Below are 23,810 nucleotides of genomic sequence, written 5' to 3' on the forward strand. Positions count from 1 at the left end.
AGCAAGTGCTGCTTAGAAAGCCTGCACGATGGAGTAGATGATGGTGGCCAGGGCAACAAGGCCCATGATGAAGACGAAGTAGTTGGAGGCCTTGCCCTTGAAGCGGGCGAGCGCTGGGACCTTGTGGATGGCAATCATCGGAATAAGGAACAGCATGATGGCGATGGTCGGGCCGCAGAGGGTTTCGATCATGCCGAGGATGGAAGGATCTGCCCAGGCAACGAGCCATGCGGTTACCAGCATGAAGACAAGCGTGATGGTGTCGAGCTTGTGGCTGGATTCTGCATCATCTTTATTGGCATTCTTGCTGCCTTTGACTAGGAGGCCCTCGAAGCCTTCTGCAGCGCCGAGGTAGTGGCCCAAAAAGGACTTGGCTACGGCAATCATGGCGATGATGGGGGCAATCCACTGGATGACGGGGTTATCAAAGTGGTTGGCCAGGTAAGACAAGATGGTGATGTTTTGTTCCTTGGCCTCGGCCATATCCGCAGGCGATAGGCTGAGCGCGCAGGAGAAGACGAAGAACATCACGACGACGACCATGAGGATTTCCGCGCGGAGCAAGATCTTGCGGGACTTGTATTCCGCGTACTTGCCGTAGGTCTGGCGGCGGTCAACGGCGAAGGAAGAAATCATGGGCGAGTGGTTGAAGGAAAAGACCATAACTGGGACCAAGAGCATCAAGGTAATACCCATGCCGTGGCCGGAAGCTTCGCGCGCGACGTCGAGGTCGAAGCTATCAAAGAGTGCGGTATTCCACTTGGGGATGAGGTACAGCGAGAGCAGGACCAGGATACCGATGAACGGGTATACCAAGTAGGACATAACGTGGACGACCACGCTTTTACCCATGCGTACGACGAGGATGAGTCCGCCTACGAGAACCAACGAGGTAAGCCACCGCTCCGGTGGAGTGATACCTAGCTGGTGTTCCAAGAAGGAATTGACCGTGTTGGTGATGGTTACCGAGTACACCAACAGGATGGGGTAGACGGAAAGGAAGTAGAGGATATTCATCAGCACGCCGGCTTTAACGCCGAAGTGTTCCTCCACGACGTCGGTGAGATCGCCATCTGGCTTCGAGCTTGATAGGACCAAGCGGGTCATGCCGCGGTGGGCCCAGTAGGTCATCGGCAAGGCGACGACGGTCATGATAAGAAGCGGGATGATGCCGCCGATGCCAGCGTTGATAGGGAGGAAGAGCACGCCGGCGCCAATGGCGGTGCCGAATAGGGAGAGCATCCAAACGGTGTCTTCCTTGTTCCACGCTGGGGCGCCTTCTTGGCCCGCAAATGGGGTCTCTATGCCGTCAGCAGGTGGCTTTTCTTCTGCGGGTAGTTGTTCCGGAATTTGCGCACTGTGTTCCGGGTGTTCGACTTGTCCGTGGCGCAAGAGCTTGTGGGACATTTTCTTTCCTCCTCTGCATGGGGTTGACCGAAGCTTGGGGGCTCCTGTCACCCTGGAGTGAGAAAATATTTTCTCTCACCAGCGTGCGCGGGCAAGGGCCTGAAATTAAACTTTCAGCTTGTATCCAGCCCATTCACTTCGTTACGCGTTAAGTATAAGCCCGCGGTAATGCCACGTGATAATAATTTATTACATTTTGGGATAGGTTAATTATCACTCTAAAAAAGCTTGCGCGGCACCCAGCGATATGCATTGTTGAACAATATCGAACTCTCTGCGATCTAACTCATAAATAATCGTGGGTGTGAGTGGGCGCTCGTGCAGGTAATCGCCAGATGATGAGAAAAATGCGTTAGAGGAGATTAGGTCTCGACCAAAACCGTAAACGGGCCTTCGTTGACGGAAGATACGCGCATCATAGCCCCGAATTGGCCTGATTCGACCGCGATATTGCGCTCGCGAAGGTGCTCGATGATGTACTCGATGACCGGCTCGGCCTCTTCCCCCGGGGCCGCATCGGCCCACGATGGGCGCCGCCCCTTGGCGGTGCGGCCATAGAGCGTGAATTGGCTGACTACCAATACCGGTGCTCCAGCATCAGCGACCGATACTTCACCTTCCAGGATGCGCAGCTCCGCGATCTTGCGGGCCATCTTTTCCGCGCGCGGTGCCCAATCGTCCAAATCCTCCCTGGAAACACCGACGAGGGCTAAAAGTCCGCCGGTCTCAGGGCAATCGATGGCGCCGACGGTTTCGCCTGCAACCGTGACCGCGGCTTCGGATACGCGGGTTAGTACTGCGCGCATAAAAGTCTCTTCCTTTCTTAGCTATACGGCGCTATTCGGTGTTAATCGGCGTGGGTAGCCGGGGAAGCGTCGTCCTCGAGCAGCAGATCGGCGGGGATGAGCAAGCCGTGGCGGACCATATCGATAATGGCGGGAAGCGCCGCCGCGGTCAGTTCTGCTTCATCGAAGCCGTGCGCGGCCGCATAAAGGCCCACGGTCTCGGCAAGGTTGAGCCCGTAGGGAGATAGGCCCGCAACGATTGCGGCCAAGTGCTCATCAACTTCGTGGCTCCACCGGGGCCCATCGGTACGGGTTAGCCGGATTACCGCCCGGTTAAATCCTTGTTTGTTATCGGTATCGGCCACGCTGACTTCTTCCTTGGCCACCTGTGGGCGTACCTGGAAGTGCTTGCCCTCCAGCTCACCAGGAACCAAATCGCGCAGCCACGCCACGCGGGCGAAGTATTCTTCCACCTCGGGTCCCAAAGGATCACTAAAGTGCTGCGGCATTTCTTCGGCCAAGATATCGGAGGGCTCATCATCGGCGATTTTTTGGATGGCGACGAATCCAAACCCGATACCCGTGACATCGTGGTCGTGGAAATGATCCAGCTGCGCCGTGGAGCGAGCCTTGCCCTCATCGCTGCGCACATCCAACGATTCATCCTTGAGCCACGTAGATACGTAGAGGGAAGGATCGGCGATATCGCGCTGAATGATCCAAGCGGCTATACCCTTATCCGGCAGCCACGAGGCCACGCGCTGCTGCCAAGTCTGCCCACTGGTATGTACCCAGGCGGCGAGCAAGTGTGCGGTTCCACCCGGGGTGAGGTGCTCTACTGCCTGGGATACCACCAATTCGCTAGCCCCATCCAAGTTCAGGCCAGAATCGCGGTAAACATGGCCCACCTCAGGGAGGCCAACGACAAATGGGGGATTGGCCACGATGCGGTCAAAGGTGCGTCCCGCAACGGGCTCGAACCACGAGCCCTCAACAAGTTCTACCTCGGTGCTGGACCCCGCAGCAGCAACTGTCGCCGCTGCCAAATCAAGCGCGCGCCGGTGGACATCTGTCGCGGTAATGCTGTGCGCGCTCTCGAGCTGACCCAGCAATTGCACGCCAGAGCCGGTACCCAAATCGAGCACCGTTGATACCGGGCTTACCGGCGTCGATTGCAATAGCGAAAGGCTTGCCGCCCCGACTCCTAAGACGTGATCCGCGCCGGGGACGTGGTCCACGAGCGAGGCATCGACATCGGAAAAGACGAGGCGGTTGGAGCCAACGATGATATGGGGCCGGATGTCGAGGGCAATGTAGATGCTGCCGCGATCATCGGAAAGCGCCACGCCGGCATCCAGGAGCTTGGTGGCAAGGCGGGCCCCGAGGGCATCGGCAAGCAACGTGGCAGGCAGATGCTCATGCAGCAGGAAGAAGCGAATGAGCGTATCCAGCTGGGTATTACCTGCGGTTCCGCGCGCCACCGCGGCAGGCTCACCTCGGTAGAGGGCCTCCGTAAGCTCCGGGCCCAAATGCCCCGCTAAACCATCGGTAGTAAAACCGGCCTGCGAAAAAGCCTCTGCCAACTCTGGGGCAAGATCGCGCAGCGCGGCGGCATCGAAGTGGGGGCCAAAGGACGTCATACTGGGAGAAGTTCCTTTCCAGTCGTACTATTCATGCTGATGATGCGGTTAGTCGGAGGCAGTATCGTCATGGTCAATGACCGAGTGCTTAGATTCGATTGCCGTGGAGCCGCCGCGGGAAATCTGTTGGTTCTGATACTGCGAATATAGCTGACGATTCATCGCGGGTTTATAGACATTTTTATCGCGCTTATCCTTCTTCTCACCGCGGCTATTGCCAATAACCACGGCAATCCACGGCAAAGGAAAAGTCACGCCCACGATAATCGCCGCGAGGAACCACCAATGCAGGTATAAAAAGACCCCGGCAATGAGCAGGGACGGCACGCGCAAGAATTGGAAAAAGCCGTACCATAACTCCCGGCGCCTGCGATCTTGTGCGGGCGAGAGCTTGGCATCCGTGATGAGAAAACGTTCCTTTTTGCCAAACACTTAAACTACGCACCTCCTTGGAGCGCGGCGCGTAACCCTACAACAGGGGACGGGAAAGCCGGCGTTGGCGTGCGTAGAGTGTGCATGTTCTCCAAGGGTAGACGCATGACTCGCAAAGTTCGATGCTGATGCGGCAAAATGGGGTGCGTGACTACGACTACGAAGACAATTGAACGGCCAGATATTCGTGAAGACACTTCGACGACGGATAATGAAACGCCGAAGTTCTTCCACTACGTCAAAAAGGATCAGATCCTCGATTCCGCGGTCAACGGCAAGTACGTCGTTGCCCTGTGCGGTGAGACCTTCCCGGTAACTAAACAGGCAAAGCCGGGCTCGCCGGTCTGCCCCGATTGCGAACGCGTTTTTAAGGGTCTTCGCCGCAAGTGAGGACGTTTAAGAAGACGAACCTCCGCGCGTGGCAGCAATCAGCCCTCGATAAATTCCTCGCCACCAAGCCACAAGACTTTATGGCGGTGGCGACCCCAGGTGCGGGTAAAACCACCTTTGCTCTGCGCATCGCGACGGAGCTCATGGAAGACCGCACGGTGGAGCGCGTCATCGTCGTGGTGCCTACCGAGCACCTGAAGACGCAGTGGTCTGCCGCCGCCGCGCGGGTGGGCTTGGCCTTGGATCCTGCCTTCACGAACTCTTCTGCTGTTAACCCCAGCATGGATGGCATCGTGGTGACCTATGCCCAAGTGGGCATGCACCCCTTCAAGCACCGCGCCGTTGCGTCCGCGCGGCGCACCTTGGTGATCTTGGACGAGATCCACCACGCCGGCGACGCCAAAAGCTGGGGCGATGGTGTGAAGGAGGCCTACGACGACGTCAACCACCGCCTTGCGCTGACCGGTACGCCGTTTCGCTCCGATGAATCGCCCATCCCCTTTGTGCGCTATGAGGACGATGGGGAAGGCCATAAGGTCTCGCGCGCCGACCACACTTATGATTACGGCGATGCGCTTGCCGATGGCGTCGTGCGCCCCGTCGTCTTCCTGTCCTACTCCGGCGAGGCGCGCTGGCGGGACTCCGCCGGGGAGGAGCACTCTGCGCGCTTGGGTGACATCATGAACGTGGAACAAACCGCGCGTGCCTGGCGCACCGCGCTTGACCCCAAGGGCGAATGGATCCCCGCCGTGCTGCAGGCGGCGCATACCCGCTTGATGCAGATGCGGCGCAATATGCCGGATGCCGGCGGGCTCGTGCTCGCTTCCGATACGACCACCGCCCGTGCCTACGCGAAAATCCTCAAGCAACTCTCCAATACCCCCGTCTCGGTTATTTTGTCCGATGACCCAGGCTCCTCGGACCGCATTCAAGAATTTGCGGACTCCACCGATGAATGGATGGTTGCCGTCCGCATGGTGTCCGAGGGCGTCGACGTGCCCCGCCTCGCAGTGGGCGTCTACGCCACCTCCGCGTCGACCCCCTTGTTCTTCGCCCAGGCAATCGGCCGCTTCGTGCGCTCCCGCATGCCTGGCGAAACCGCCTCGGTATTCCTTCCCTCCGTCCCCGTGCTGCTCGGCCTTGCAGAGCACATGGAAAAATCCCGTGACCACGTCTTGGGCAAAGAGAAGACGGAGAAAGAAGGCTGGGACGACGAGCTGCTTGAGCAAGCAAACCAGAAAAAGACCGAACCGGACATGCTGGAAAAGTCTTATGAGTCCTTAGGCGCCGAAGCCGAGTTTTCTGGCCTGCTCTATAACGGCTCGCAGTTTAATACCGGCGATATGACCTCTGATGAGGAGGCCGATTTCCTCGGCATCCCCGGGCTCCTCGATGCCGACCAGGTCAAAGACCTCTTGCGCAAGAAGCAATCCGAGGAAATGGACCGCCGCGAGGCTGAGGAAAAGGCGCGCCGGGCCGCCGAGGCAGAAGAGGCCCACCGCCGCAAGATTTACGGCATGGGTCATGCGCCAGCCGCGAAGCAGCAAGAGTCCGATGCCGCGGAGGATACCGGCGTGGTTGATGAGCTCGGCGCGCTGCGCAAGGAGCTTAATACCGTGGTCTCCATCGCCGCGCAGAGCTCTGGCCGGCCGCACGGTGCCATCCACACCGAGGTCCGCAAGGCCTGCGGTGGACCGCCCACCGCGTTATGCAGCGCGGAGCAACTGCGCGAGCGTATCAATTACCTGCGCAAGTGGTAGAGCGCCTCTCCGTCGCTGGTTGGCTGCTGGCCGGCGGTTGGCGCTGCGCCCCTTTCGCCGCGCCAGCCCGCAGGAGAGAATTAGGCACATAAAAAGGCCGCACCATGGTGGTGCGGCCTTCATTTTGTGCAGGACGGGCGAGTTATCTAGTCGAGGTAATCGCGCAATACCTGCGAACGAGAGGGGTGGCGCAGCTTCGACATCGTCTTGGACTCGATCTGGCGGATGCGCTCGCGGGTAACGCCGTAGACTTGGCCGATCTCGTCTAAAGTGCGCGGCATGCCATCGGTAAGCCCAAAGCGCAGGCGCACGACGCCGGCTTCGCGCTCGGACAACGTCGTCAGCACGTCCTGGAGCTGGTCCTGCAGCAAGGTGAAGGACACGGCATCGACGGCGATGACGGCCTCAGAATCCTCGATGAAATCACCCAGCTGGGAATCGCCCTCATCACCAATGGTCTGGTCCAGCGAGATGGGCTCACGCGCATACTGCTGAATCTCCATCACCTTTTCTTCAGTGATGTCCATTTCCTTCGCGAGCTCCTGGGGAGTGGGCTCGCGGCCCAAGTCCTGGAGTAGCTCGCGCTGGATGCGGCCCAGCTTGTTGATGACCTCCACCATGTGAACCGGGATGCGGATGGTGCGGGCCTGGTCAGCCATGGCGCGGGTAATAGCCTGACGAATCCACCACGTGGCGTAGGTAGAGAACTTATAGCCCTTGGTGTAGTCGAACTTTTCCACCGCACGGATAAGGCCCAAGTTGCCTTCCTGAATAAGGTCCAAGAAAGCCATGCCGCGGCCGGTGTAGCGCTTGGCCAAGGAGACCACAAGGCGAAGGTTGGCCTCCAACAGGTGGTTCTTAGCCTTGCGCCCGTCCCTTGCGATGCTGCGCAGGTCGCGCTTTTCCATGGGGGAGAGCTTGGCAGCCTTATCGCCCTCCGCACGAGCCTTTTCCATCTCATCCATGCGGTGCTGCGCGTACAGGCCAGCCTCAATGCGCTTTGCCAAAGAGACCTCCTGCTCTGCATTCAGCAGGGCAACCTTACCGATCTGCTTAAGGTACGCGCGGACGGAGTCGGCGGAGGCGGTCAGCTGTGCATCCTTGCGCGCTTGGCGTAGGGCGACGGATTCTTCCTCATCCCAGACCGAGGACGTATCTTCTGCTTCGTCCTCGTCTTCTTCTTCGCCCAACTCTTCCTGGATATCGTCTTCATCCAGGTCAGTGGGGGCATCGAATTCATCTTCTTCGATGTCCTCATGGGTGGGGTCGAAGTCGACGTCATCCGCAGGGGCGTCTTGCTCAACGGCGTCGAGCTGATCCTCTGCGTCCTTAGCTTCCGACGGTGCTTTCTCCGCGGAGTTTGCGGGGGAGTCTTGCGGTTCTGCCGCAGAGGCTCGCACGGTCTTTTTGACAGCTTTTTTGGCTGATTTCTTCGCCGACTTCTTGACGGTCTTCTTAGCCGTTTTCTTGGCAGTCTTTTTCGCCGTCTTTTTAGCTGTCTTCTTGGCGGTTTTCTTCGCCGTTTTCTTTGCCGTCTTTTTGGCGGTCTTCTTTGCAGGAGTAGATGCCTCGACTGACTTGTCGTCCTCGCCGAGTGCCTGGTCTGAAGAATCAGTGGCTGCCACGTACGCCCTTTCGACTTACTACTTGATGGAAATAGCTCACCGCACCCGCACAGGGTGGCAATAGCATTATGAAATGCTAGCGGGTGTAGGCCTTATGCAGGTCAGACACGCCCGAGAGCCATGCAATTTTGGATCGACCGCCCAGTATAGGCGATTTTTGCACAATGCCGGTAGATAGGGTTAATGCAACGGCGAATTTATGGCTCTAGGCCTTCCAATACAGCCATCGCTGCACCTACAATACCTGCACGATTTTGCAGTTGTGCAGGCATAACGGGGGTATCAATAGTTAAGTGGGGGCCCCATTTGTGGAATTTGCGAGATATGCCACCCCCGATGAGGAAAGCCTGGGGGTTAAATAACTTCTCGTATTCCTGCAGCACGCGATCGAGCCGAACCGCCCACTCCTTGTACTTCAACCCTTCGCGTTCTTTGGCTGCGGAGGATGCGATCGCTTCGGCCTCGTCAGTTCCCACAGTGAGGTGTCCAAGCTCAGTATTGGGAAAGAGTTGCCCGTTGAGGAAGAAGGCCGAGCCGATGCCGGTTCCCAGCGTCAAAAAGATGACTGGCCCGGTTTTAGCCAACTCGTTTCCATACGCGACTTCCGCAAGGCCTGCGGCATCGGCATCATTTAAAACCACAAAGTCAACGTCTAGATAACGAGAAAACAACTCAGTGGTATCCACACCGACCCACTCAGGTGAGATATTGGCAGCGGAGTGCACCGTGTGGTTGGACACCACCGAGGGCAAGGTGATGCCGACGGGCTTGTCCCACTCTTTTTTGCCCACAATCTGGGCCACTACCGTGGCTACCTCATGTGGCGTGGACGGCTGTGGGGTGGGGATCTTTAGCCGTGGGCCCACGAATTCACCGTTTTTGAGGTCGACTTCGGCGCCCTTAATGCCGGAGCCGCCAATATCGATGCCAAAAGAGTGGCCAATATGAGTAGTCATGCTCGCAAGTGTAGAAGAAGGCACAATGGATGGCATGGATCATGACATAGATTTTCTGCAGCTGCGAGATTTTGCGGAATCTACCGCAGTGCGTGCGGCGGAACTTATTCGCGCGCGCCGTGCGGACTTGGTGGCTGGAGACGGTATTGCGGCACATACTCAGACAAAGTCGAGCGCCGTCGACCCCGTTACGGAGGTCGATACCGCCACCGAGGAGTTCATTAAGCGCACGATTAAGGAAAGCCGCCCTGGCGATGGCCTATTGGGTGAGGAAGGCGCAAGCTTCGACGGGACGACCGGGGTGAGGTGGATCGTGGATCCCATCGACGGAACCGTCAATTTCCTTTACGGCATTCCGGACTATGCGGTCTCGATTGGCGCGGAATACGACGGCCGCTTGGTAGCGGGTGCAGTAGTCAATGTGGCACGGGGGCAAGTGTATTCCGCAGCAGCAGGCCAGGGTGCCACGGTTACCGCTGCGGATGGCACGCGGTCCTCACTACGGTGCGGTGAGCAAGACGATCCCGCGCTTTCCTTGGTAGCGACGGGATTTGGTTACGGCGCACAGCGGCGCAAGCAACAGGCGGAACTACTGACTAAGTTGTTGCCGCAGGTCCGCGATATCCGCCGCATCGGCGCAGCCGCCCTTGATTTATGCCGCGTGGCAGAGGGGAGTGTTGATGCCTATTTCGAGCACGGTATTAACGCCTGGGACTTTGCCGCCGGTGCTCTCATCGCCCGCGAGGCAGGAGCTAAAGTCCATCACCCAAGGCTGGACAAGGGGTCCGCTGATGGTGAATTAACCTGGGCCGCGGGGGTGAAATTGGCACCCGCATTTGAGGAACTTTTGGCAGCACATGGCGCTAAGGAGGCGATGCGGGGGTGAAGGGTTAAAGAAATTTTTAGCAGCAGGATGACATATCGGTATTTGTCCTTTACTATGCGCGATCGATAAACAACTATTCCTAAAGCAACTCGACTTATAGGGGCGTACAGTATGGCCACCGATTATGACGCACCGCGCCGCGGCGCAGAAGAAGAACTTGAAACTGACTCTTTAGAGGGACTGAAAGCAGCTGAACCCGAAAGCAATGGCATGGATGACGATGGCGAAATCGTCGAAGCATTCCAACCACCATCAGTTGATCTGACCGGCGAGGAACTCAACGTACAGGTCGTTCCCCGCCAAGAAGACGAATTTACCTGCGGATCTTGCTTTTTGGTTCAGTCCAATAAGCGTTATTCGCACGAAGAAGATGGCATGCCCATCTGTAAGGATTGTGCCTAAGCAGCCAGTATTGGCTTAGCTAGTCGTTATTGCGCACAACCCAAATAAAGATTCACCCCGCCGCAGTTTGCAATGGTAAACGCGGCGGGGTTTGAAGTTTTCCTTATTTAGCAGACACCCAATGTGCGCGGCACCTAACTGCGCGGGGTGTCTACTTTTTGAGGGTGCAAATCTTTTCAGTCATCCAGTTCTATCTAAGGCTGCTCGTCTTTGCCCTTCTTATCCGGTTCGCTTCCTTGCTTTTGCTGTTTCTCCCATAGATATCTACGCACTAGGAAGATGGGCAATACTAGAACGAAGTAAAAAGCCATGTACCCCACTACGTGAAGGACGATGCCGTCAGAGCTCACTTCGCTCCAGGCAACCCCCTCTACGTTTGATGAGGACACTCCACGCCAACCGGTTACTTGAATGACGTAGAATTCAGCGATCACCATTAGTGGCAGTATCACAAAGGAAAACCACCACGGAGGTATCCAGGGTTTCCCATCTTTCTGAGTTCTGCGTAGAGCTCCTCCGAAACCCATTGTGATCTCCTCCTAGTCCAACTTTTCACTGATGGTACAAGAACCCGCGTAAGGTGCGACCGAAAGTCTTCTTTAATGCTGTCATGCGGGGGCTTGCTCGGGGGATGTAGTAGCACCGAAAAACACCAACGGCACTCTCACAGGTGACGCCTTCTAAAAAGCAGCGACCCCTAGAATCTACGAGCCTTTTGCGTGCTGCTCTGGCAGGAAGGTGCGGAGCAGTTGGTCTGGATCTTTCGAGGCAATGAGCCAATATGGGGTGTCATCCTCCGGATCATTGAGGACCATCATGGCGTGCTCGTCAATCCACGCATGAGAGACCAAGAATGCGGCCGGATCGAATTGCGGGCCCAGTGCGTTATGGCGCGCAGACTTTGGAACGGTAATCGAACGAGAGACAACCTCATTGGGTAACTGCGCATCCTTGACTAGCAACCATCGCGTTCCATCTTCATCTTGTTCCACCTGCACAACGGTCCCAGACCACGTGATGAGCACCCAGATAGCGATGGCGCCGAGCAGGACTGCGGGAATGATGGTCCACCACACAGAGCGGTTAAGTCCGGCCGTAGCTGAGGTTAAAGCCACAACGATTGCTGCAAAAATCCAGAAGTACCACGGCACCCATTGGCGTTCGCGATACAACACTTTCGGGGCAGCGGGTTGAGGAGCAGAAATATCAGACACGCCTAGGCAGTCTAGTCCACTCCAGGCGCAGAATGAACCGGCTGGGGCAGGTAGGATTGGCTAAGTGACTGATTCGAATTCGCTACCGCAGGAACTAACGCCAGTAGGAGACGTCAAAATTAAGCGCCTCGATAAAGGGCTCCCGATGCCATTTCGGGCGCATCGGGGTGACGCCGGTGCCGATCTCTACGCCGCGGAGGCGCTTACCCTCCAACCTGGCGAACGCGCACTTGTCGGCACCGGTATCGCCATGGCCTTACCGCTCGGCACCGTGGGATTAATCCATCCGCGGTCCGGCTTAGCAGCTAAACACGGGCTGTCCATTGTCAATACGCCGGGTACCGTGGATGCTGACTACCGCGGGGAGATCAAGGTGTGCCTGATTAACCACGATCCCCACACCCCGATCGAGATCGAGCGCGGCATGCGCATCGCTCAACTCGTGGTACAGCGTGTAGAACTAATGGATTTTAGCGAAGTAGAAGACTTGGATGAGACCGACCGCGGTACCGGCGGCTACGGATCAACTGGGATATAGGAAGGATTAAAAAATGGGCATTTGGCCATTTGGCAAAAAGAAAAACGATGACGGCCGAAAGGAAGAGCCGGAGAACTCTCAGCAATCGCAGTCGCAAGAGCCTGCTGCTGATTCCGCAGGAACGGCTTCGGCTGACTCGAGTTCTTTTGAATCCGTAAAAGATACGGCTGCCGATGCCGCCGCAGCCTCGGGACAGGTGCCAACGGAGTTTGCCCACGATGCCGTGAACGGCGAAACCGGGCCCTTCGATGGCGATTCCGTCAATATCGAAGACTTTGACTTTTCTGATTCATCCATCGGCATCCTTGACCTTGGCTCGATGCGCATTCCGCTGCCAAAGGACTCCCAGGTCCAGGTGGAAATGGGTGAACAAGGCCCTAAGATGCTGCACATTGTCACCAAGGCTGGTCGTATTACTCCCGTTGCCTTCGCAGCTCCGCGCAAGCCTGGACAGTGGGCAGAATCCGTGGAAGAAATCAAGGAAGGCATGAGCCGCGATGGACTTTCCGTTACCACCGAGCAAGGCCCCTGGGGGCTGGAAATCGTTGGCAAAAATGGCAACGGCCAACTCCGCGTCATTGGCGCCGAGGGCCCGCGGTGGATGCTGCGCTTAACTCTTGCAGCACCTACCGGCCTTGAAGAAGATTTGGCGCAGATCGCGCGCGACGTAGCATCGCGTACCTTTGTTTACCGCGGTGAGGATCCCATTTTGGCGGGCAATGCACTGCCGGTCATCATGCCAAAGCAGCTGGTGGAGCAGGTTAAACAAGCCATGGAAAAGCGCCAGCAGGAACAATCCGGCGCAAATGCCCAAGGTCAGCCGGCCCAAGGCCACCCAGAAAACGGGGTAGGCGGCCCCGATCCTGCCGCTGAGGCGGAAGCGGAAAAGCAACTGCGCGATTTGGGCGCGCAGCCACCCGAGGGGGAGAATGAATCTCCCGCACATGACAAAGACAAGGGGTCTAACCCCGATACCGATAAGTAAGTAAAGCAGAACGCTACGTGAGTAACTCTTTGCCGGAGCCGCAGGCTCCTCAGCTAAGCGACGACCAGGACCGCGATACTGAACCAACTCTGTTGGAACAAATGGGAGGCCTACCCGGCCTCGTCGCGGCCACGTTGCCCATCGTCGTCCTTATTCCAGTCAATAGCCTCTATGGCCTCACCCCAGCGCTGATCTCCGCGCTGGGTGTGGCGGTAGTGATCGCCATCTGGCGCATCGTTCGCAAACAGACTATTCAGCCGGCCATATCTGGACTTATCGGCGTGGCCATTTGCGCCGCCATCGCATGGTTTACCGGGGATGCCAAAGGCTACTTCCTATACGGCATTTGGATGTCGCTGGCCTTGTTTATTGCCGCAGCGTTATCCATCCTTTTCCGGTGGCCGGCCGTAGGCGTTATCTGGAAGGGCTTGAACGGCGATGATATGGCCTGGCAGAAGGTAAAGCTTGCGCGGAGGGCCTATTCCATCGCCACCGCCGGGTGGGCCGTTATCTTCTTAGCGCGGTTTATCATCCAGCGCGCGATTTATGATGCCGGGGAGACTACCGCATTGGGAATTACCAGGATCGTCATGGGCTGGCCCTTGACGCTGTTGGTGACAGCATTAACAGTGTGGATGGTGCGCCGTGCGGACGCCGCGGTAGAAGAGGCAGAAAATGCCGGACTTGCTACAAATTCAGATCGCAGTACACAAGAGCTCGAGGCAGAAAATGAATGAGTCCGCAGTATCTCGCGGGGACACCGTAGAAGTCACCATTGACCGAATGGCCCATGGCGGACTTGGTATCGGCCACGCCCCAGACGGGCGCGTCGTCTTTGTTCCGCGGGCTTTTCCGGGGGATACGGTTCGTGCCACCGCGGGTAAGGTAAAAAAGTCCTTTATCAAGGGCGAACTCGATGGCATCGTCACCGCAGGGCAGCTGCGTGTACCCAGTAGCTGTCCCGCCGCGGAGCTTGGTGCTGGGTGCTGCGATTTTGCTGAGTTGGATCCCGCAGCGGAAATAGACATCAAGATGGATGTCTTCCGCGAACAGCTGCGCCGCAGCGGCATTGAGGGGCTCGAGTCCCTCACCATTGAGCAACATGATCTGCCGCCGGTACGGGGCTGGCGGACGAGGGTCCGGTTGGGCGTCGACAAGCAAGGCCGCGCCGGATTGCGGAAGTACCGCTCGAATGAGCTGGTCACGTCCGTCGGTTGTACCCAATTAGCAGATGGCTTGATTGATGGTCTGGTTGGGGATGGCGCGCGGCGTTTTACCCCTGGGGCCGAAATCGTCGCGGTTCTTGATGGCGCCGGCAACCGGCATGTGGTGGAAACGCGCAAGGCCCCGCGAGGCAGGCGCGTGGAGACCATTCGTGAGGTCATCGAGGGCTCTGGCACGGTGGCCGAATACGTCAATGGCCGCGAGTTTTCCTTCCCCGCCACGGCATTTTGGCAAGCGCATGTGGCGGCGCCGGAGATTTATAGCGCTGTGGCAGGGCAGTGGCTGGCCGGCCGGGATTACCAGCACAAGATCGCTTGGGATTTGTACGGCGGCGTTGGACTATTCGCGCCCGCGTTATCAGAAGCCACCGGCGGAAAAGTCATTTCCGTGGACTATTCGCCCGCGGCAACGGCGACTACGCAGCCGGGGTTGCGCGATATCGATATTGCCGTGAAATCCGCCAAGGTAGAACAGGTTGCTGCGCAATTGCCCCAACCCGGTGCCGTGGTGCTCGATCCGCCGCGAACCGGGGCAGGCGAGCAGGTGGTCCGCGCCGTGGCGGAGGCAAAGCCCCAAGCCGTGGTGCATGTGGGATGCGATCCAGCGACCTTTGCCCGCGATCTGTCCCTATGGCAAAGCGCTGGGTATAAGCCCGAGAAAATGGCGCTGGTCAATGCCTTCCCCGGCACCCATCACTTTGAGGTAATCGCTCTTATTACCCCAGATAAGGCGGCGTATAACTCGGCGCAGGACGCTGTTTAATGCGAAAATACCCCGCCTGAATTAAGAAGCCGATATAAAAGAAAATACGGACCACGGGTACGGTGGATAGGAAGAACTAAGCACAGAAGGAGTTGAAGGCCGCTCCATGACTATCTTGGATACCATAAACTCGCCGCAAGACCTGAAGGCACTGCCTGCAGAAAAGTTGGAGGAACTTGCGGCGGATATTCGCCAGCGCCTCATCGATAAGGTATCGGTGACGGGTGGGCATTTGGGGCCCAATTTGGGCGTGGTGGAATTGACCATTGCGCTGCACCGGGTCTTTGATTCCCCGCGCGAGCCCATCATCTTTGATACCTCCCACCAGTCTTATGTGCACAAGATGCTCACTGGTCGCACGGCCCAATTCGATACCCTGCGCCAAAAGGGCGGCCTGTCCGGTTATACGGACCGCGGTGAGTCCGAGCATGACTGGACGGAATCCTCGCATGCTTCCGCCTCGCTTTCGACTGTGGATGGGCTGTCCAAGGCCTTTAAGATTCGCGGGGAAGGCCACCGCAATGTCATTGGCATTGTGGGCGATGGCGCCTTGACCGGCGGCATGTGCTGGGAAGCGCTCAATAATATTTCTGAAGATAAAAAGCGCAATGCAGTCATCGTGGTCAATGACAACGGCCGCAGCTATTCGCCCACCATTGGCGGCATTTCTGAAAACCTGGGGCGAATTCGTTCCCAGCATGGCTACGACGAGCTCATGGAGCAGGGCAAGCGCCGCTTAAAATCCATGGGCTGGGTGGGCGAGCGCGCCTTTGATGCGCTCCATGCCATGAAGGAAGGCGTCAAGTCCACCGTCTTGCCCACGGAGATTTTCCCAGAGCTGGGGATTAAATATATTGGCCCCATCTACGGCCATGACATCGATGGCTTGGTGCATGCGCTTTCCTATGCCCGCGATTATGAGGGCCCCATTATCGTGCATGTGGTCACGGAAAAGGGCCACGGATTTGCCCCGGCGGTCAATGAGCCGAAGGACCAGATGCACTCGACGGGTGCTATCGACCCAGTCACAGGTGTTGCCAAGGGCACCAAGCAACCAGGGTGGACGGCCGCATTTTCTGAAGAATTGATTGCGGCGGCGGAAAAGCGCGAGGACATCGTCGCGATTACCGCAGCCATGGCGGGTCCTACGGGGCTAGCTCCCTTCCAGGAGCGTTTCCCGGAGCGGTTCTTTGATGTGGGCATCGCCGAGCAGCACGCCATGGCCTCTGCCTCTGGTTTGGCTTTGGGCGGCATGCACCCCGTGGTGGCTGTGTATTCCACGTTCCTGAATAGGGCCGTGGATCAAGTGATCATGGATATTGCCTTGCTTAAGCTGCCGGTGACCATCGTGCTGGACCGCGCGGGCGTGACGGGATCTGATGGCGCCTCCCACAACGGAATTTGGGATATGTCCTTAATGAGCATTGTCCCTGGCATGCACATCGCCGCCCCGCGCGATGGTGCGCGCCTGCGCGAGCTCTTCCAGGAATCTCTGGACATTGATTCTGGGCCTTCAGTCGTCCGGTTCCCCAAGGGAAACTTGCTGCCCGATATGGAAGCCGTGGATACGCTTGCCGATGGCGTCGATATCCTCTACTACGGTGAGGCTGACGCCGGTGAGGATACTCCCGAGGTCCTCATCGTTTCTATCGGTGCGATGTCCGCGCGGAGCATCAAGGCAGCGCAAGAGCTGGAGAAGCAGGGGCTCAACGTCACGGTTATCGACCCGCGGTGGGTCGCACCAGTGGCAAGCTCCGTCATCGCTATGGCGGCAGATCACGATTTGGTGGTGACGGTAGAGGATGGCCTCATTCGCGGCGGAATTGGATCCATGATTGCTGAGGCCCTCGGCGCCGCAGAGGTGGACACCCCAGTGCGTCGCCTGGGTGTTCCTGGTTACTTCCCCAAGCACGGTTCCCGCGGCGAGGTTTTGGAAGAATTTGGCCTAAGCCCTCAGCTCATTGCTGCATCGATTACCGAGTGGGTAGAAAACCTGACCGCTTAATGCGGCTGGGAGAATAGGCTCGCGATCAATGCCGGGGCAACGAGGTTGACCTGCCACGACCGCGCGCCTTCGCGTTCTAGGAAGGCGGGCACATCTTCAGGCTGGCTGATGGTTCCGCTCCCGCCAATGGCCGCCCACACGGTGGCGCGAAGGGTTGCGGGTCGAAGCAGCAGCTCCTGTGGTAGCCCGAGCTCTTCGGCGATATCCCCAATGGCAGCGCGGATCTCTTGATATTCCCCCCACTGCTGTGGATACTCCCTAGACCACACCGATTTCGAGGGAACGGTTCTTTCCTGGCGAAGCGGGCCTGGGCGCCCGCGCGGTGGAATATTCTGGGACTGCTGCACGGCCAGTAACCAGCGGTGCGCGACGCCTTTGCTCCGCCGTGGAAACCCCTTGATGCGGGTTAATTGCGGCTGCGTGCTGGGCAGGATCCGGGCTATCTCTACTAGTACCTTATTGGGCAGCACGCGCCCGGGCGCGGTATCGGTTCGCCGGCTAATATCATCGCGCAGGTTCCACAAAGACTGCGCCGCGGCGCGCTGCTTCCCATTCTTTAGGCTCGATACTCCCTTGATATCGCGCCAAGAGTGCGGCTGCGGGGCGGTGTCATTCGCGTGCTTGGCGACGATCGCCGCACATTCCTCCACCATCCAGTCCAGCTTTTCTTGTTCGGCCAAGATATCGCGCAGCGTCGTAGCCAATTCCAGTAAGAGCTCGACATCGAGTGCGGCATAAGCGCGCATTTCTTCGCTGAGCCGCGGGATGGACCAGTCATCGTCGCCGTGGCCTTTTTCTAGCTGGACATCGAGAAGCTCCGCGATAATGGCGCCCAAATTGGTGCGGTGAAATCCTGCAAACCGGGCGGCTAATTCCGTATCGAAAAGGGTGCCAGGGAAAAGCCCGAGCCACCCAAGAGACGGGAGATCCGAGGGCGCGGCGTGAATGATCCAGTGCTGCCCATTGAGCACCGGAGCCAGTGTCTTGGTCAATTCCGCGCGGTGGCCTTCGGGGGCAAAAAGCATCGTCCCGGCGCCGTTACGGCGAATCTGGATGAGAAAGGCGCGGTCATCGTACCGGTAGCCTGAGGCGCGCTCGGTATCGATGGCAAAGGGCCCGGTACCAGCGTGCAACCGCGCGGCGGCAGCGGTGAATTCCGCTGGCGTGGATAATACCTTCGGAATACCCTCTTTCGGTTGCTTCCGAAATTCCACCATCTTAGCGGCCGAGTTCAGTAACGCCTTCAGGCGGCAGCCCCGCGACGTTGGCTAATACTTGTGCGAAGGCCTGCACGTGCGGTGCTAAATCCAGCCCCTCCGCCGTCCACGATGCGCGCATCTCAATCTGATAAGCGCGCGGGGGGCCGCCGATCTCACCGAAGCGGACCGAGGCGGTGGAGGTGACCGTACCGCCGAGGTTGGTAAGCTCCGCGCCTTCTTTTTCCAAGCCTTCATTGAGCCATTGCCAGGCTACGTCCGGAAGCAGCGGATCTCCTGCTACCGAATCATCCATATCGGCCTGGATATACGCCACCAAGCGCATTGCGCCCTCCCAGGCCTCTTCCGCGCCCGGGTCATGAAGGAGGATGAGGCGCCCGAAGGCATCGCCATCTGAATCGGTGGCGATGATATCCGGCTCCTCTTCCGTGCCCACCTCAAGGCCAATGGCGTGGCTAAAGGGCGCTAATCGCTGCGGTGGGCGAATGGACCCTAGGCTAATTTCTGGGCGAAGAGTGGCCGCGTGCATGGACTCTACTGCCTGAGTAAAAGCCGGCGGCGTCGTTGGCTCCTGTGCCTCGTCATTGCGGCGTAGGGAGGTAAAGGCTGCGCCATCTCCGGAGTTGGCTCCGGCATTCTTACCGGCGCTGGGCGTGCTCGATTCGGAATTACTCACCTTGATAAAGCTATAGTTTCACTACCTTGAGCTGGCGGAGGCGCGCCGATAGTGGGAGGTGCACAGGGGGGATGACAATCGGTCTAACTCCAACTTATGATGGATTTGTCCGAATATTCGAATAAGCTTCTGCAAAGGAGAAGGCAATGGCGAAGCTCGATTTCAAGGAACTCAACGAGGTACAGCAATACTCCCAACACGCCGTTTTCAAGGTGATCCCCGGCGGGCTGGGCAGCGAGCGCGAGGAGATCATCTCCCAAGCCCAAGAATTCTTTGCGGAACTAGAAAAGGACAATAAGGTCACCGTCCGCGGCGTTTACGATCTGACCGCGATGCGCGATTCTGCGGACTTCATGATCTGGTGGCACGCCGAGGAGTTTTCCGATATCCAGAAAGCCTTTGGCGATTTCCGCCGGGAGACCACCTTGGGCCAGGTGAGCGAAGTAACGTGGATTGGAAATGCCCTGCACCGTCCGGCCGAGTTCAATAAGTCCCACCTGCCTTCCTTCATCATGGGGGAAGAGCCCAAGGAGTGGATTTCCGTCTACCCATTCGTGCGTTCGTATGACTGGTACACGATGGAAGAAGAAAAGCGTCGCCGTATTTTGATGGAGCACGGAATGCAGGCACGCGACTACCCCGATGTGCGCGCCAATACCGTACCGGCATTCGCGCTTGGGGATTATGAGTGGGTCCTTGCCTTTGAAGCCGACGAGCTACACCGCATTGTGGACCTGATGTATAAGATGCGCTATACTGAAGCCCGCCACCACGTGCGTGAGGAAATTCCATTCCACACCGGACGTCGCGTGAAGGACATCGCAGAACTCATTAAGGTTCTGCCCTAAGATTTGAAATAAAAACAGCGCTGGGAGCCCCCCCTTAACTGGAGGGAGCTTCCAGCGCTGTCATTTGATCTCACTGCGCGTGGTAGTGAAATCCTAGTTTTCCTCGATGGGCTTTTCTTCCAGGTTCAAAGAAATAGAGTTAATGCAGTAGCGCAGGTCAGTCGGGGTATCGTAGCCTTCGCCTTCGAATACGTGGCCCAAGTGGGACTCACAGTTGGCGCATAGTACCTCGACGCGGCGCATGCCCAGGGAATTATCTTCCCGCTCGATAATCTTGTCACCGGCTAGCGGGGAGAAGAAGGAAGGCCAACCACAGTGGGAAGCAAACTTCTCGGTGGAACGGAATAGCTCCTCGCCGCAGGCCTTGCAGGAGTAGACACCCTCTGTGGTGGTATCTGTGTATTCGCCCACGTGCGGCGGCTCCGTGCCTGCTTCGCGCAATACGTAATATTCTTCGGGGCTAAGGCGCTTTTGCCAGTCGGCATCAGCGATGAGCTTAAAATCAGTCATGACTTTAAGTTTAATCCTTTATTTGCGTGGCACGCCACCACCCGGCAACGGAAGCGAAGATGATGACGATGAGCAGGCTCCACCCCACGGTGCCGGAGAAAGTGTTCACCCACCGCCCAGCATCCGGGTGCGCTTGCGACGTCCATGTCACTGGGGCCAAGAACAGGAATGCAGCCACCCATGCGCCCACCGAGTGAAAGACCGAGCGCGGTAGGAACACGGTGAAAATTAGCGGGAATAACCACATTGAATAATATTGCTGTCCTAGTGAGGACAAGAAGAAAATCCCGACCATAATCGTGCCACTCGTCGTCAGCGCCCAAAATACCGGTTCGGATTGTCGCCACCGCAGTAGTCCGAGCACCGCGCACCCGACCAAGGCGGCGAAGACTACCCACACCACCCAGTAGAGAACGGGGCCGAATTCCACATAGGCCCGCAATCCCGCCCAGGAGGAATTGGCATAATCGCGGGTCGTGGAAAGATAGGGCATCAGCTTGTCGAGGTAACCGCTAGCACCCGGCACGAGCGGCCACGCGAGGACATTGAGAACGACCGGAATCCCGAGCCCTGCGAGGAGGTTGCGCCATTGCAGCTTGACCAAGGGCAAGAAAAGCAGGGGTGCGAATTGGGGCTTAATCAAAATGGCTAGCCCAAGGGCTATGCCGGAGACCCACGCGAGCTGCGGGGTGCGCTCAGCCGCTAAGAAAGCCCATAGGAAAAGCGCCATGCAGAATAAGAGCACACCGTTGATATTGGTAAACGCCAAAGTGTTGGTGACTGATTCGGTGGCGAAGGCTAAAGCGATCGAGACTGGAAAAACCGGCGAGGTGAGCTTTCTTCCCACCACGTGGGTTAGCAGCGCCAGTGCGGCAATGATGGCAAGGGCGTTAACAACGATGAAAAGTCCGCGCGCAAGGCTGAAATCGAGCCACGCTAAAGGCGATAAGAATAGCGTTGCGCCTGGGGTGTAGAGATATAGCGGATCCACATGGTTATAAGCCTGTTCATACACCGGAATACCGTCGACCATGCGCTTAAGCGCGCTATAGACCGTAGTGAAATCATCAGTCAGCGTCCCATTGCGCGCCACGATGAAGACGCGCTGAATGACGAGGAGAACGGCAATAGGCCATGCGGCGGCGTTTATTCGAGCAGTCACGACCTTTTAGTCTACGGACTCAGTAGTGCGCGAGTACCGCAGAAACACCGTGCTATCTGTATCGGCGGCAATATTTTCTAGCTGCATTCGGCGGTGGGAGTGCGTGCCATGAAAGGTAGCCACGGGTTTTTCTACGCCGGTGGAAAGGTGGGGATCCAGGGTTAAATACATCTGATCAATCGCATCGATATGCACCAGCTGGCCGAGCATTCCTGGCCCACCTTCGCAGAGGATGCGCTGGAATCCACGCTCCCGCAATACGCGGAGATAGTCCTGCATGGTGCCGTCACCGGCATCGATTACCTCTGCACCTGCTGCCTCGATGGAGCGCTTTCTCGCGGAGACCTCTGCGCTTTGCAACGCGGCGTGGGGGAGAAGGAAGAGCGGGGCAGTGGTGAAGTGCGTTAAGAATTTCGAACCCGGATCAAACTTCAAGCTTTGCGTGGGCACGGCGATGGGGGCGGGCTGTGAATCGGGAGAGTCGCGCTCTACTCCCGCATAATCTTCTGACCTGACTGTCTGCCCGCCAACGAAGACGACGTCCGCCCAGCCGCGCAGGGCCTGGAAAAGCTGTGCATCAGTGTCATTGCCCATGGCCTCTGAAAGATCGTTGATGGTGGCAGAACCGGTGAGGGTAGAAACCATATTGGCCCGCACGGCGGGCAGGTAAGCGGGTTCGGGGCCCAGAAGCGAAGCGATGTCCATGGTCTGCCAGTGTAATGGTTCTGCAGGTGTGAATCGTCCCGCTGGCTACACCAGCCGAATAAGCACCACACCGGTCAAAAGGAGGGCAATGCCCAGGACCTGGCGGGACTTAATGGGGGCGCCGCTTACGCGGTCAATGATGAGCGAGCCCAGCATCGAGCCAAGCAGGCCGGCAACTACGGTGAGGCCGGTACCAATCTGCGGAACGAGGGCGGCGTTGCCGAAGATGAAAAGCGCGCCCAATACACCGCCTATCCACATCCACCACGGGTTTGGTTTTCCTTCCGGGCGCTCGATGCGCGGGCGCCAGCGCAACACGATATTGATGATGACCAAGGCGGTAACGCCGACGGCAAACGATACTAGCGCAGCGCTCACCGGAGATCCCGTCACCTGGCCAAGGTGGCCGTTGATGGCGGATTGGCTGGCTGTAAAACAGCCAAAAATAAATCCGGCTAGCCGCCACAGCCACAGGGCGGTCGCGGAATCTTCATTACTTGTTGCTGCGCTCGGTGTGGCTACCACCGCAATCACGCCAGCAAGCACGATAATGGCGCCCACGGCGCGCACCACCGTTAAAGACGATTGAGGGGATTCGAAGAGCCCAAAGTGGTCAACATGAGCCCCATAATGACTTGCCCGGCAATGGGCAAGACCACAGTCTGCACCGCGCCGAGGTGTGGAAAGAGAAGAATATTTCCGGTCAGAGCGACAACACCTAGCATACCGCCGAACCAAATCCAGAGTGGTTCATCAATAGCCTGCGCAATACCGTAGTCCCCGCCGGTAACTGCGGTGGCCACGATGAGCAGGGTTACCGTTCCTACGGCGAAGGAGATCATCGAGGAGGAAAACGGGGTGCCGGTGGAGGCGCGAAGGCGGGTATTGACCAGCGTTTGTATCGGTAAGACCAGTCCAGCAAGAATTCCCAAAAGTATCCACAACACGGGTGGACACTTTACTCAGATAAGCCAAAAAGCCCACTTGAATGGGAAAAGCCCACCTAAGCGAAGAAAATTAAGCTTAAGTGGGCGGTGGTGGTCCTAACTGGGATTGAACCAGTGACCTTTCCGGTGTGAACGGAACGCTCTCCCACTGAGCTATAGGACCTTGCGGGGGATAAATCTACACCCGGTTCATTCCATTTTCCTAATTGGCTGGATGGCAGGCGTGGAAGGTGGGGTAGACGCGGATATCCAGGGGAGGTTTACTCGTGGGGTAAATGACAACCCTGCAATTCACGGTGCGGAGAAATGCGTGATGTGTGTCGCGCAATAGGGGTGCTGGGCTGGGGATTTGGAAACTGACAGGGAGCACGATAATGTTTGTTCACGCACCGCAAAGCATTAAGCACTGCGGCGCGATGCGGATGTAGCGCAGTTGGTAGCGCATCACCTTGCCAAGGTGAGGGTCGCGAGTTCGAGTCTCGTCATCCGCTCCACGCTTTTCTTGAGGGTATTACACCACAAAGGGAAAGTGGAACTAAATGAATAGCGCGCGATTAGCTCAGTGGGAGAGCGCTTCCCTGACACGGAAGAGGTCACTGGTTCAATCCCAGTATCGCGCACAAGGACTTTGTCCTAGAAACCGGGCCTGGTTTCGCATGCGGATGTAGCGCAGTTGGTAGCGCATCACCTTGCCAAGGTGAGGGTCGCGAGTTCGAGTCTCGTCATCCGCTCCA

The 23,810-nt window shown here is 57.7% G+C and carries 22 protein-coding genes, 4 tRNA genes and 1 pseudogene; 13 read left to right on the forward strand and 14 right to left on the reverse strand.

Annotation, left to right across the window (positions count from 1 at the left end):
• Positions 1-12: 12 nt before the first annotated feature.
• The 4 genes from ABRP88_RS01440 to ABRP88_RS01455 all read right to left on the reverse strand — a co-directional run bounded on the left by ABRP88_RS01440 (position 13) and on the right by ABRP88_RS01455 (position 4,264).
• Positions 13-1,407: an SLC5/6 family protein gene (locus ABRP88_RS01440; protein ID WP_284782084.1), complete on the reverse strand. Its 1,395-nt coding sequence runs from the start codon at positions 1,405-1,407 to the stop codon at positions 13-15.
• Positions 1,408-1,769: 362 nt separating this feature from the next.
• Positions 1,770-2,213 carry a D-aminoacyl-tRNA deacylase gene (gene dtd, locus ABRP88_RS01445; RefSeq protein ID WP_284769675.1) on the reverse strand — a complete coding sequence of 148 codons (444 nt, stop codon included), beginning with the start codon at positions 2,211-2,213 and terminating at the stop codon, positions 1,770-1,772.
• Between the two features lie 41 nt (positions 2,214-2,254).
• A complete protein-coding gene (locus tag ABRP88_RS01450; protein WP_349835845.1) occupies positions 2,255-3,832 on the reverse strand; it encodes a DUF7782 domain-containing protein in 1,578 nt (525 codons plus the stop codon).
• Between the two features lie 48 nt (positions 3,833-3,880).
• On the reverse strand, positions 3,881-4,264 hold the full coding sequence (locus ABRP88_RS01455) for a DUF3099 domain-containing protein (protein ID WP_284853237.1): 384 nt from the start codon (positions 4,262-4,264) through the stop codon (positions 3,881-3,883).
• Positions 4,265-4,402: 138 nt separating this feature from the next.
• On the opposite strand from ABRP88_RS01455, the gene ABRP88_RS01460 reads away from it, so the two are divergent.
• The gene (locus tag ABRP88_RS01460; RefSeq protein ID WP_349835846.1) at positions 4,403-4,654 is read left to right on the forward strand and encodes a DUF3039 domain-containing protein; all 252 of its coding nucleotides are present in this window, start codon (positions 4,403-4,405) and stop codon (positions 4,652-4,654) included.
• Positions 4,651-6,414, forward strand: a complete 1,764-nt coding sequence (locus tag ABRP88_RS01465; protein WP_284769678.1) for a DEAD/DEAH box helicase — start codon at positions 4,651-4,653, stop codon at positions 6,412-6,414. Before ABRP88_RS01460 ends, ABRP88_RS01465 begins: the two co-directional genes overlap by 4 nt.
• 146 nt (positions 6,415-6,560) lie before the next feature.
• On the opposite strand, the gene ABRP88_RS01470 is transcribed toward ABRP88_RS01465, so the two are convergent.
• Both ABRP88_RS01470 and ppgK read right to left on the reverse strand, forming a co-directional pair.
• A complete protein-coding gene (locus ABRP88_RS01470; RefSeq protein WP_284784257.1) occupies positions 6,561-8,039 on the reverse strand; it encodes an RNA polymerase sigma factor in 1,479 nt (492 codons plus the stop codon).
• 197 nt (positions 8,040-8,236) lie between these two features.
• Positions 8,237-8,995: a polyphosphate--glucose phosphotransferase gene (gene ppgK, locus ABRP88_RS01475; protein WP_349835848.1), complete on the reverse strand. Its 759-nt coding sequence runs from the start codon at positions 8,993-8,995 to the stop codon at positions 8,237-8,239.
• Between ppgK and ABRP88_RS01480 the strand changes: the two genes are divergently transcribed.
• Complete coding sequence (locus ABRP88_RS01480) at positions 8,994-9,881, forward strand: inositol monophosphatase family protein (RefSeq protein WP_349835849.1); 888 nt, start codon at positions 8,994-8,996, stop codon at positions 9,879-9,881. The genes ppgK and ABRP88_RS01480 overlap by 2 nt on opposite strands.
• Before the next feature lie 111 nt (positions 9,882-9,992).
• The gene (locus ABRP88_RS01485; RefSeq protein ID WP_023022651.1) at positions 9,993-10,283 is read left to right on the forward strand and encodes a DUF4193 domain-containing protein; all 291 of its coding nucleotides are present in this window, start codon (positions 9,993-9,995) and stop codon (positions 10,281-10,283) included.
• Between the two features lie 704 nt (positions 10,284-10,987).
• On the opposite strand, the gene ABRP88_RS01490 is transcribed toward ABRP88_RS01485, so the two are convergent.
• Positions 10,988-11,458: a DUF3093 domain-containing protein gene (locus ABRP88_RS01490; protein ID WP_349835869.1), complete on the reverse strand. Its 471-nt coding sequence runs from the start codon at positions 11,456-11,458 to the stop codon at positions 10,988-10,990.
• Positions 11,459-11,561: 103 nt separating this feature from the next.
• Between ABRP88_RS01490 and dut the strand changes: the two genes are divergently transcribed.
• The 5 genes from dut (at position 11,562) to dxs (ending at position 17,011) form a co-directional block, all read left to right on the forward strand.
• Positions 11,562-12,035 carry a dUTP diphosphatase gene (dut, locus tag ABRP88_RS01495; protein WP_349835850.1) on the forward strand — a complete coding sequence of 158 codons (474 nt, stop codon included), beginning with the start codon at positions 11,562-11,564 and terminating at the stop codon, positions 12,033-12,035.
• 13 nt (positions 12,036-12,048) lie between these two features.
• Positions 12,049-13,020, forward strand: coding sequence for a DUF3710 domain-containing protein (locus tag ABRP88_RS01500; protein WP_349835852.1), 972 nt, complete (start codon positions 12,049-12,051; stop codon positions 13,018-13,020).
• Between the two features lie 29 nt (positions 13,021-13,049).
• Positions 13,050-13,757, forward strand: coding sequence for a DUF3159 domain-containing protein (locus ABRP88_RS01505; RefSeq protein ID WP_349835871.1), 708 nt, complete (start codon positions 13,050-13,052; stop codon positions 13,755-13,757).
• Complete coding sequence (locus ABRP88_RS01510; protein ID WP_349835854.1) at positions 13,750-15,006, forward strand: class I SAM-dependent RNA methyltransferase; 1,257 nt, start codon at positions 13,750-13,752, stop codon at positions 15,004-15,006. The genes ABRP88_RS01505 and ABRP88_RS01510 overlap by 8 nt, the downstream gene beginning before the upstream one ends.
• Before the next feature lie 106 nt (positions 15,007-15,112).
• Entirely contained in the window at positions 15,113-17,011 is a 1,899-nt protein-coding gene (dxs, locus tag ABRP88_RS01515) for a 1-deoxy-D-xylulose-5-phosphate synthase (protein WP_349835855.1), read from the forward strand.
• Here dxs and ABRP88_RS01520 read toward each other — a convergent pair.
• Both ABRP88_RS01520 and ABRP88_RS01525 read right to left on the reverse strand, forming a co-directional pair.
• Positions 17,008-18,228 (reverse strand): HRDC domain-containing protein, encoded by a 1,221-nt coding sequence (locus ABRP88_RS01520; protein ID WP_349835856.1) that lies wholly within the window; start codon positions 18,226-18,228, stop codon positions 17,008-17,010. The genes dxs and ABRP88_RS01520 overlap by 4 nt on opposite strands.
• A 1-nt stretch (position 18,229) precedes the next feature.
• Positions 18,230-18,904, reverse strand: a complete 675-nt coding sequence (locus ABRP88_RS01525) for a DUF3000 domain-containing protein (protein ID WP_349835858.1) — start codon at positions 18,902-18,904, stop codon at positions 18,230-18,232.
• 146 nt (positions 18,905-19,050) lie between these two features.
• Between ABRP88_RS01525 and hemQ the strand changes: the two genes are divergently transcribed.
• On the forward strand, positions 19,051-19,752 hold the full coding sequence (gene hemQ / locus ABRP88_RS01530) for a hydrogen peroxide-dependent heme synthase (protein WP_284782068.1): 702 nt from the start codon (positions 19,051-19,053) through the stop codon (positions 19,750-19,752).
• A 93-nt stretch (positions 19,753-19,845) separates the two neighbouring features.
• Here hemQ and msrB read toward each other — a convergent pair whose 3' ends face one another.
• From msrB to ABRP88_RS01555, 5 genes and pseudogenes are all read right to left on the reverse strand, one after another.
• Positions 19,846-20,262: a peptide-methionine (R)-S-oxide reductase MsrB gene (msrB, locus tag ABRP88_RS01535; protein WP_023022629.1), complete on the reverse strand. Its 417-nt coding sequence runs from the start codon at positions 20,260-20,262 to the stop codon at positions 19,846-19,848.
• Between the two features lie 10 nt (positions 20,263-20,272).
• The gene (locus ABRP88_RS01540) at positions 20,273-21,424 is read right to left on the reverse strand and encodes a glycosyltransferase family 87 protein (RefSeq protein ID WP_349835860.1); all 1,152 of its coding nucleotides are present in this window, start codon (positions 21,422-21,424) and stop codon (positions 20,273-20,275) included.
• 6 nt (positions 21,425-21,430) lie between these two features.
• Positions 21,431-22,129: a pyrimidine reductase family protein gene (locus ABRP88_RS01545; RefSeq protein ID WP_349835861.1), complete on the reverse strand. Its 699-nt coding sequence runs from the start codon at positions 22,127-22,129 to the stop codon at positions 21,431-21,433.
• Between the two features lie 45 nt (positions 22,130-22,174).
• Positions 22,175-23,076 (reverse strand): annotated as a pseudogene (locus tag ABRP88_RS01550) (DMT family transporter).
• Between the two features lie 88 nt (positions 23,077-23,164).
• Positions 23,165-23,239, reverse strand: a tRNA-Val gene (locus ABRP88_RS01555).
• Between the two features lie 255 nt (positions 23,240-23,494).
• Between ABRP88_RS01555 and ABRP88_RS01560 the strand changes: the two genes are divergently transcribed.
• The 3 genes from ABRP88_RS01560 (at position 23,495) to ABRP88_RS01570 (ending at position 23,810) form a co-directional block, all read left to right on the forward strand.
• Positions 23,495-23,570, forward strand: a tRNA-Gly gene (locus tag ABRP88_RS01560).
• A gap of 54 nt (positions 23,571-23,624) precedes the next feature.
• Positions 23,625-23,696, forward strand: a tRNA-Val gene (locus tag ABRP88_RS01565).
• 38 nt (positions 23,697-23,734) lie between these two features.
• Positions 23,735-23,810 (forward strand) — tRNA-Gly (locus ABRP88_RS01570).

The organism is Corynebacterium sp. KPL2734, assembly GCF_040225595.1.
Lineage (GTDB): Bacteria > Actinomycetota > Actinomycetes > Mycobacteriales > Mycobacteriaceae > Corynebacterium > Corynebacterium rhinophilum.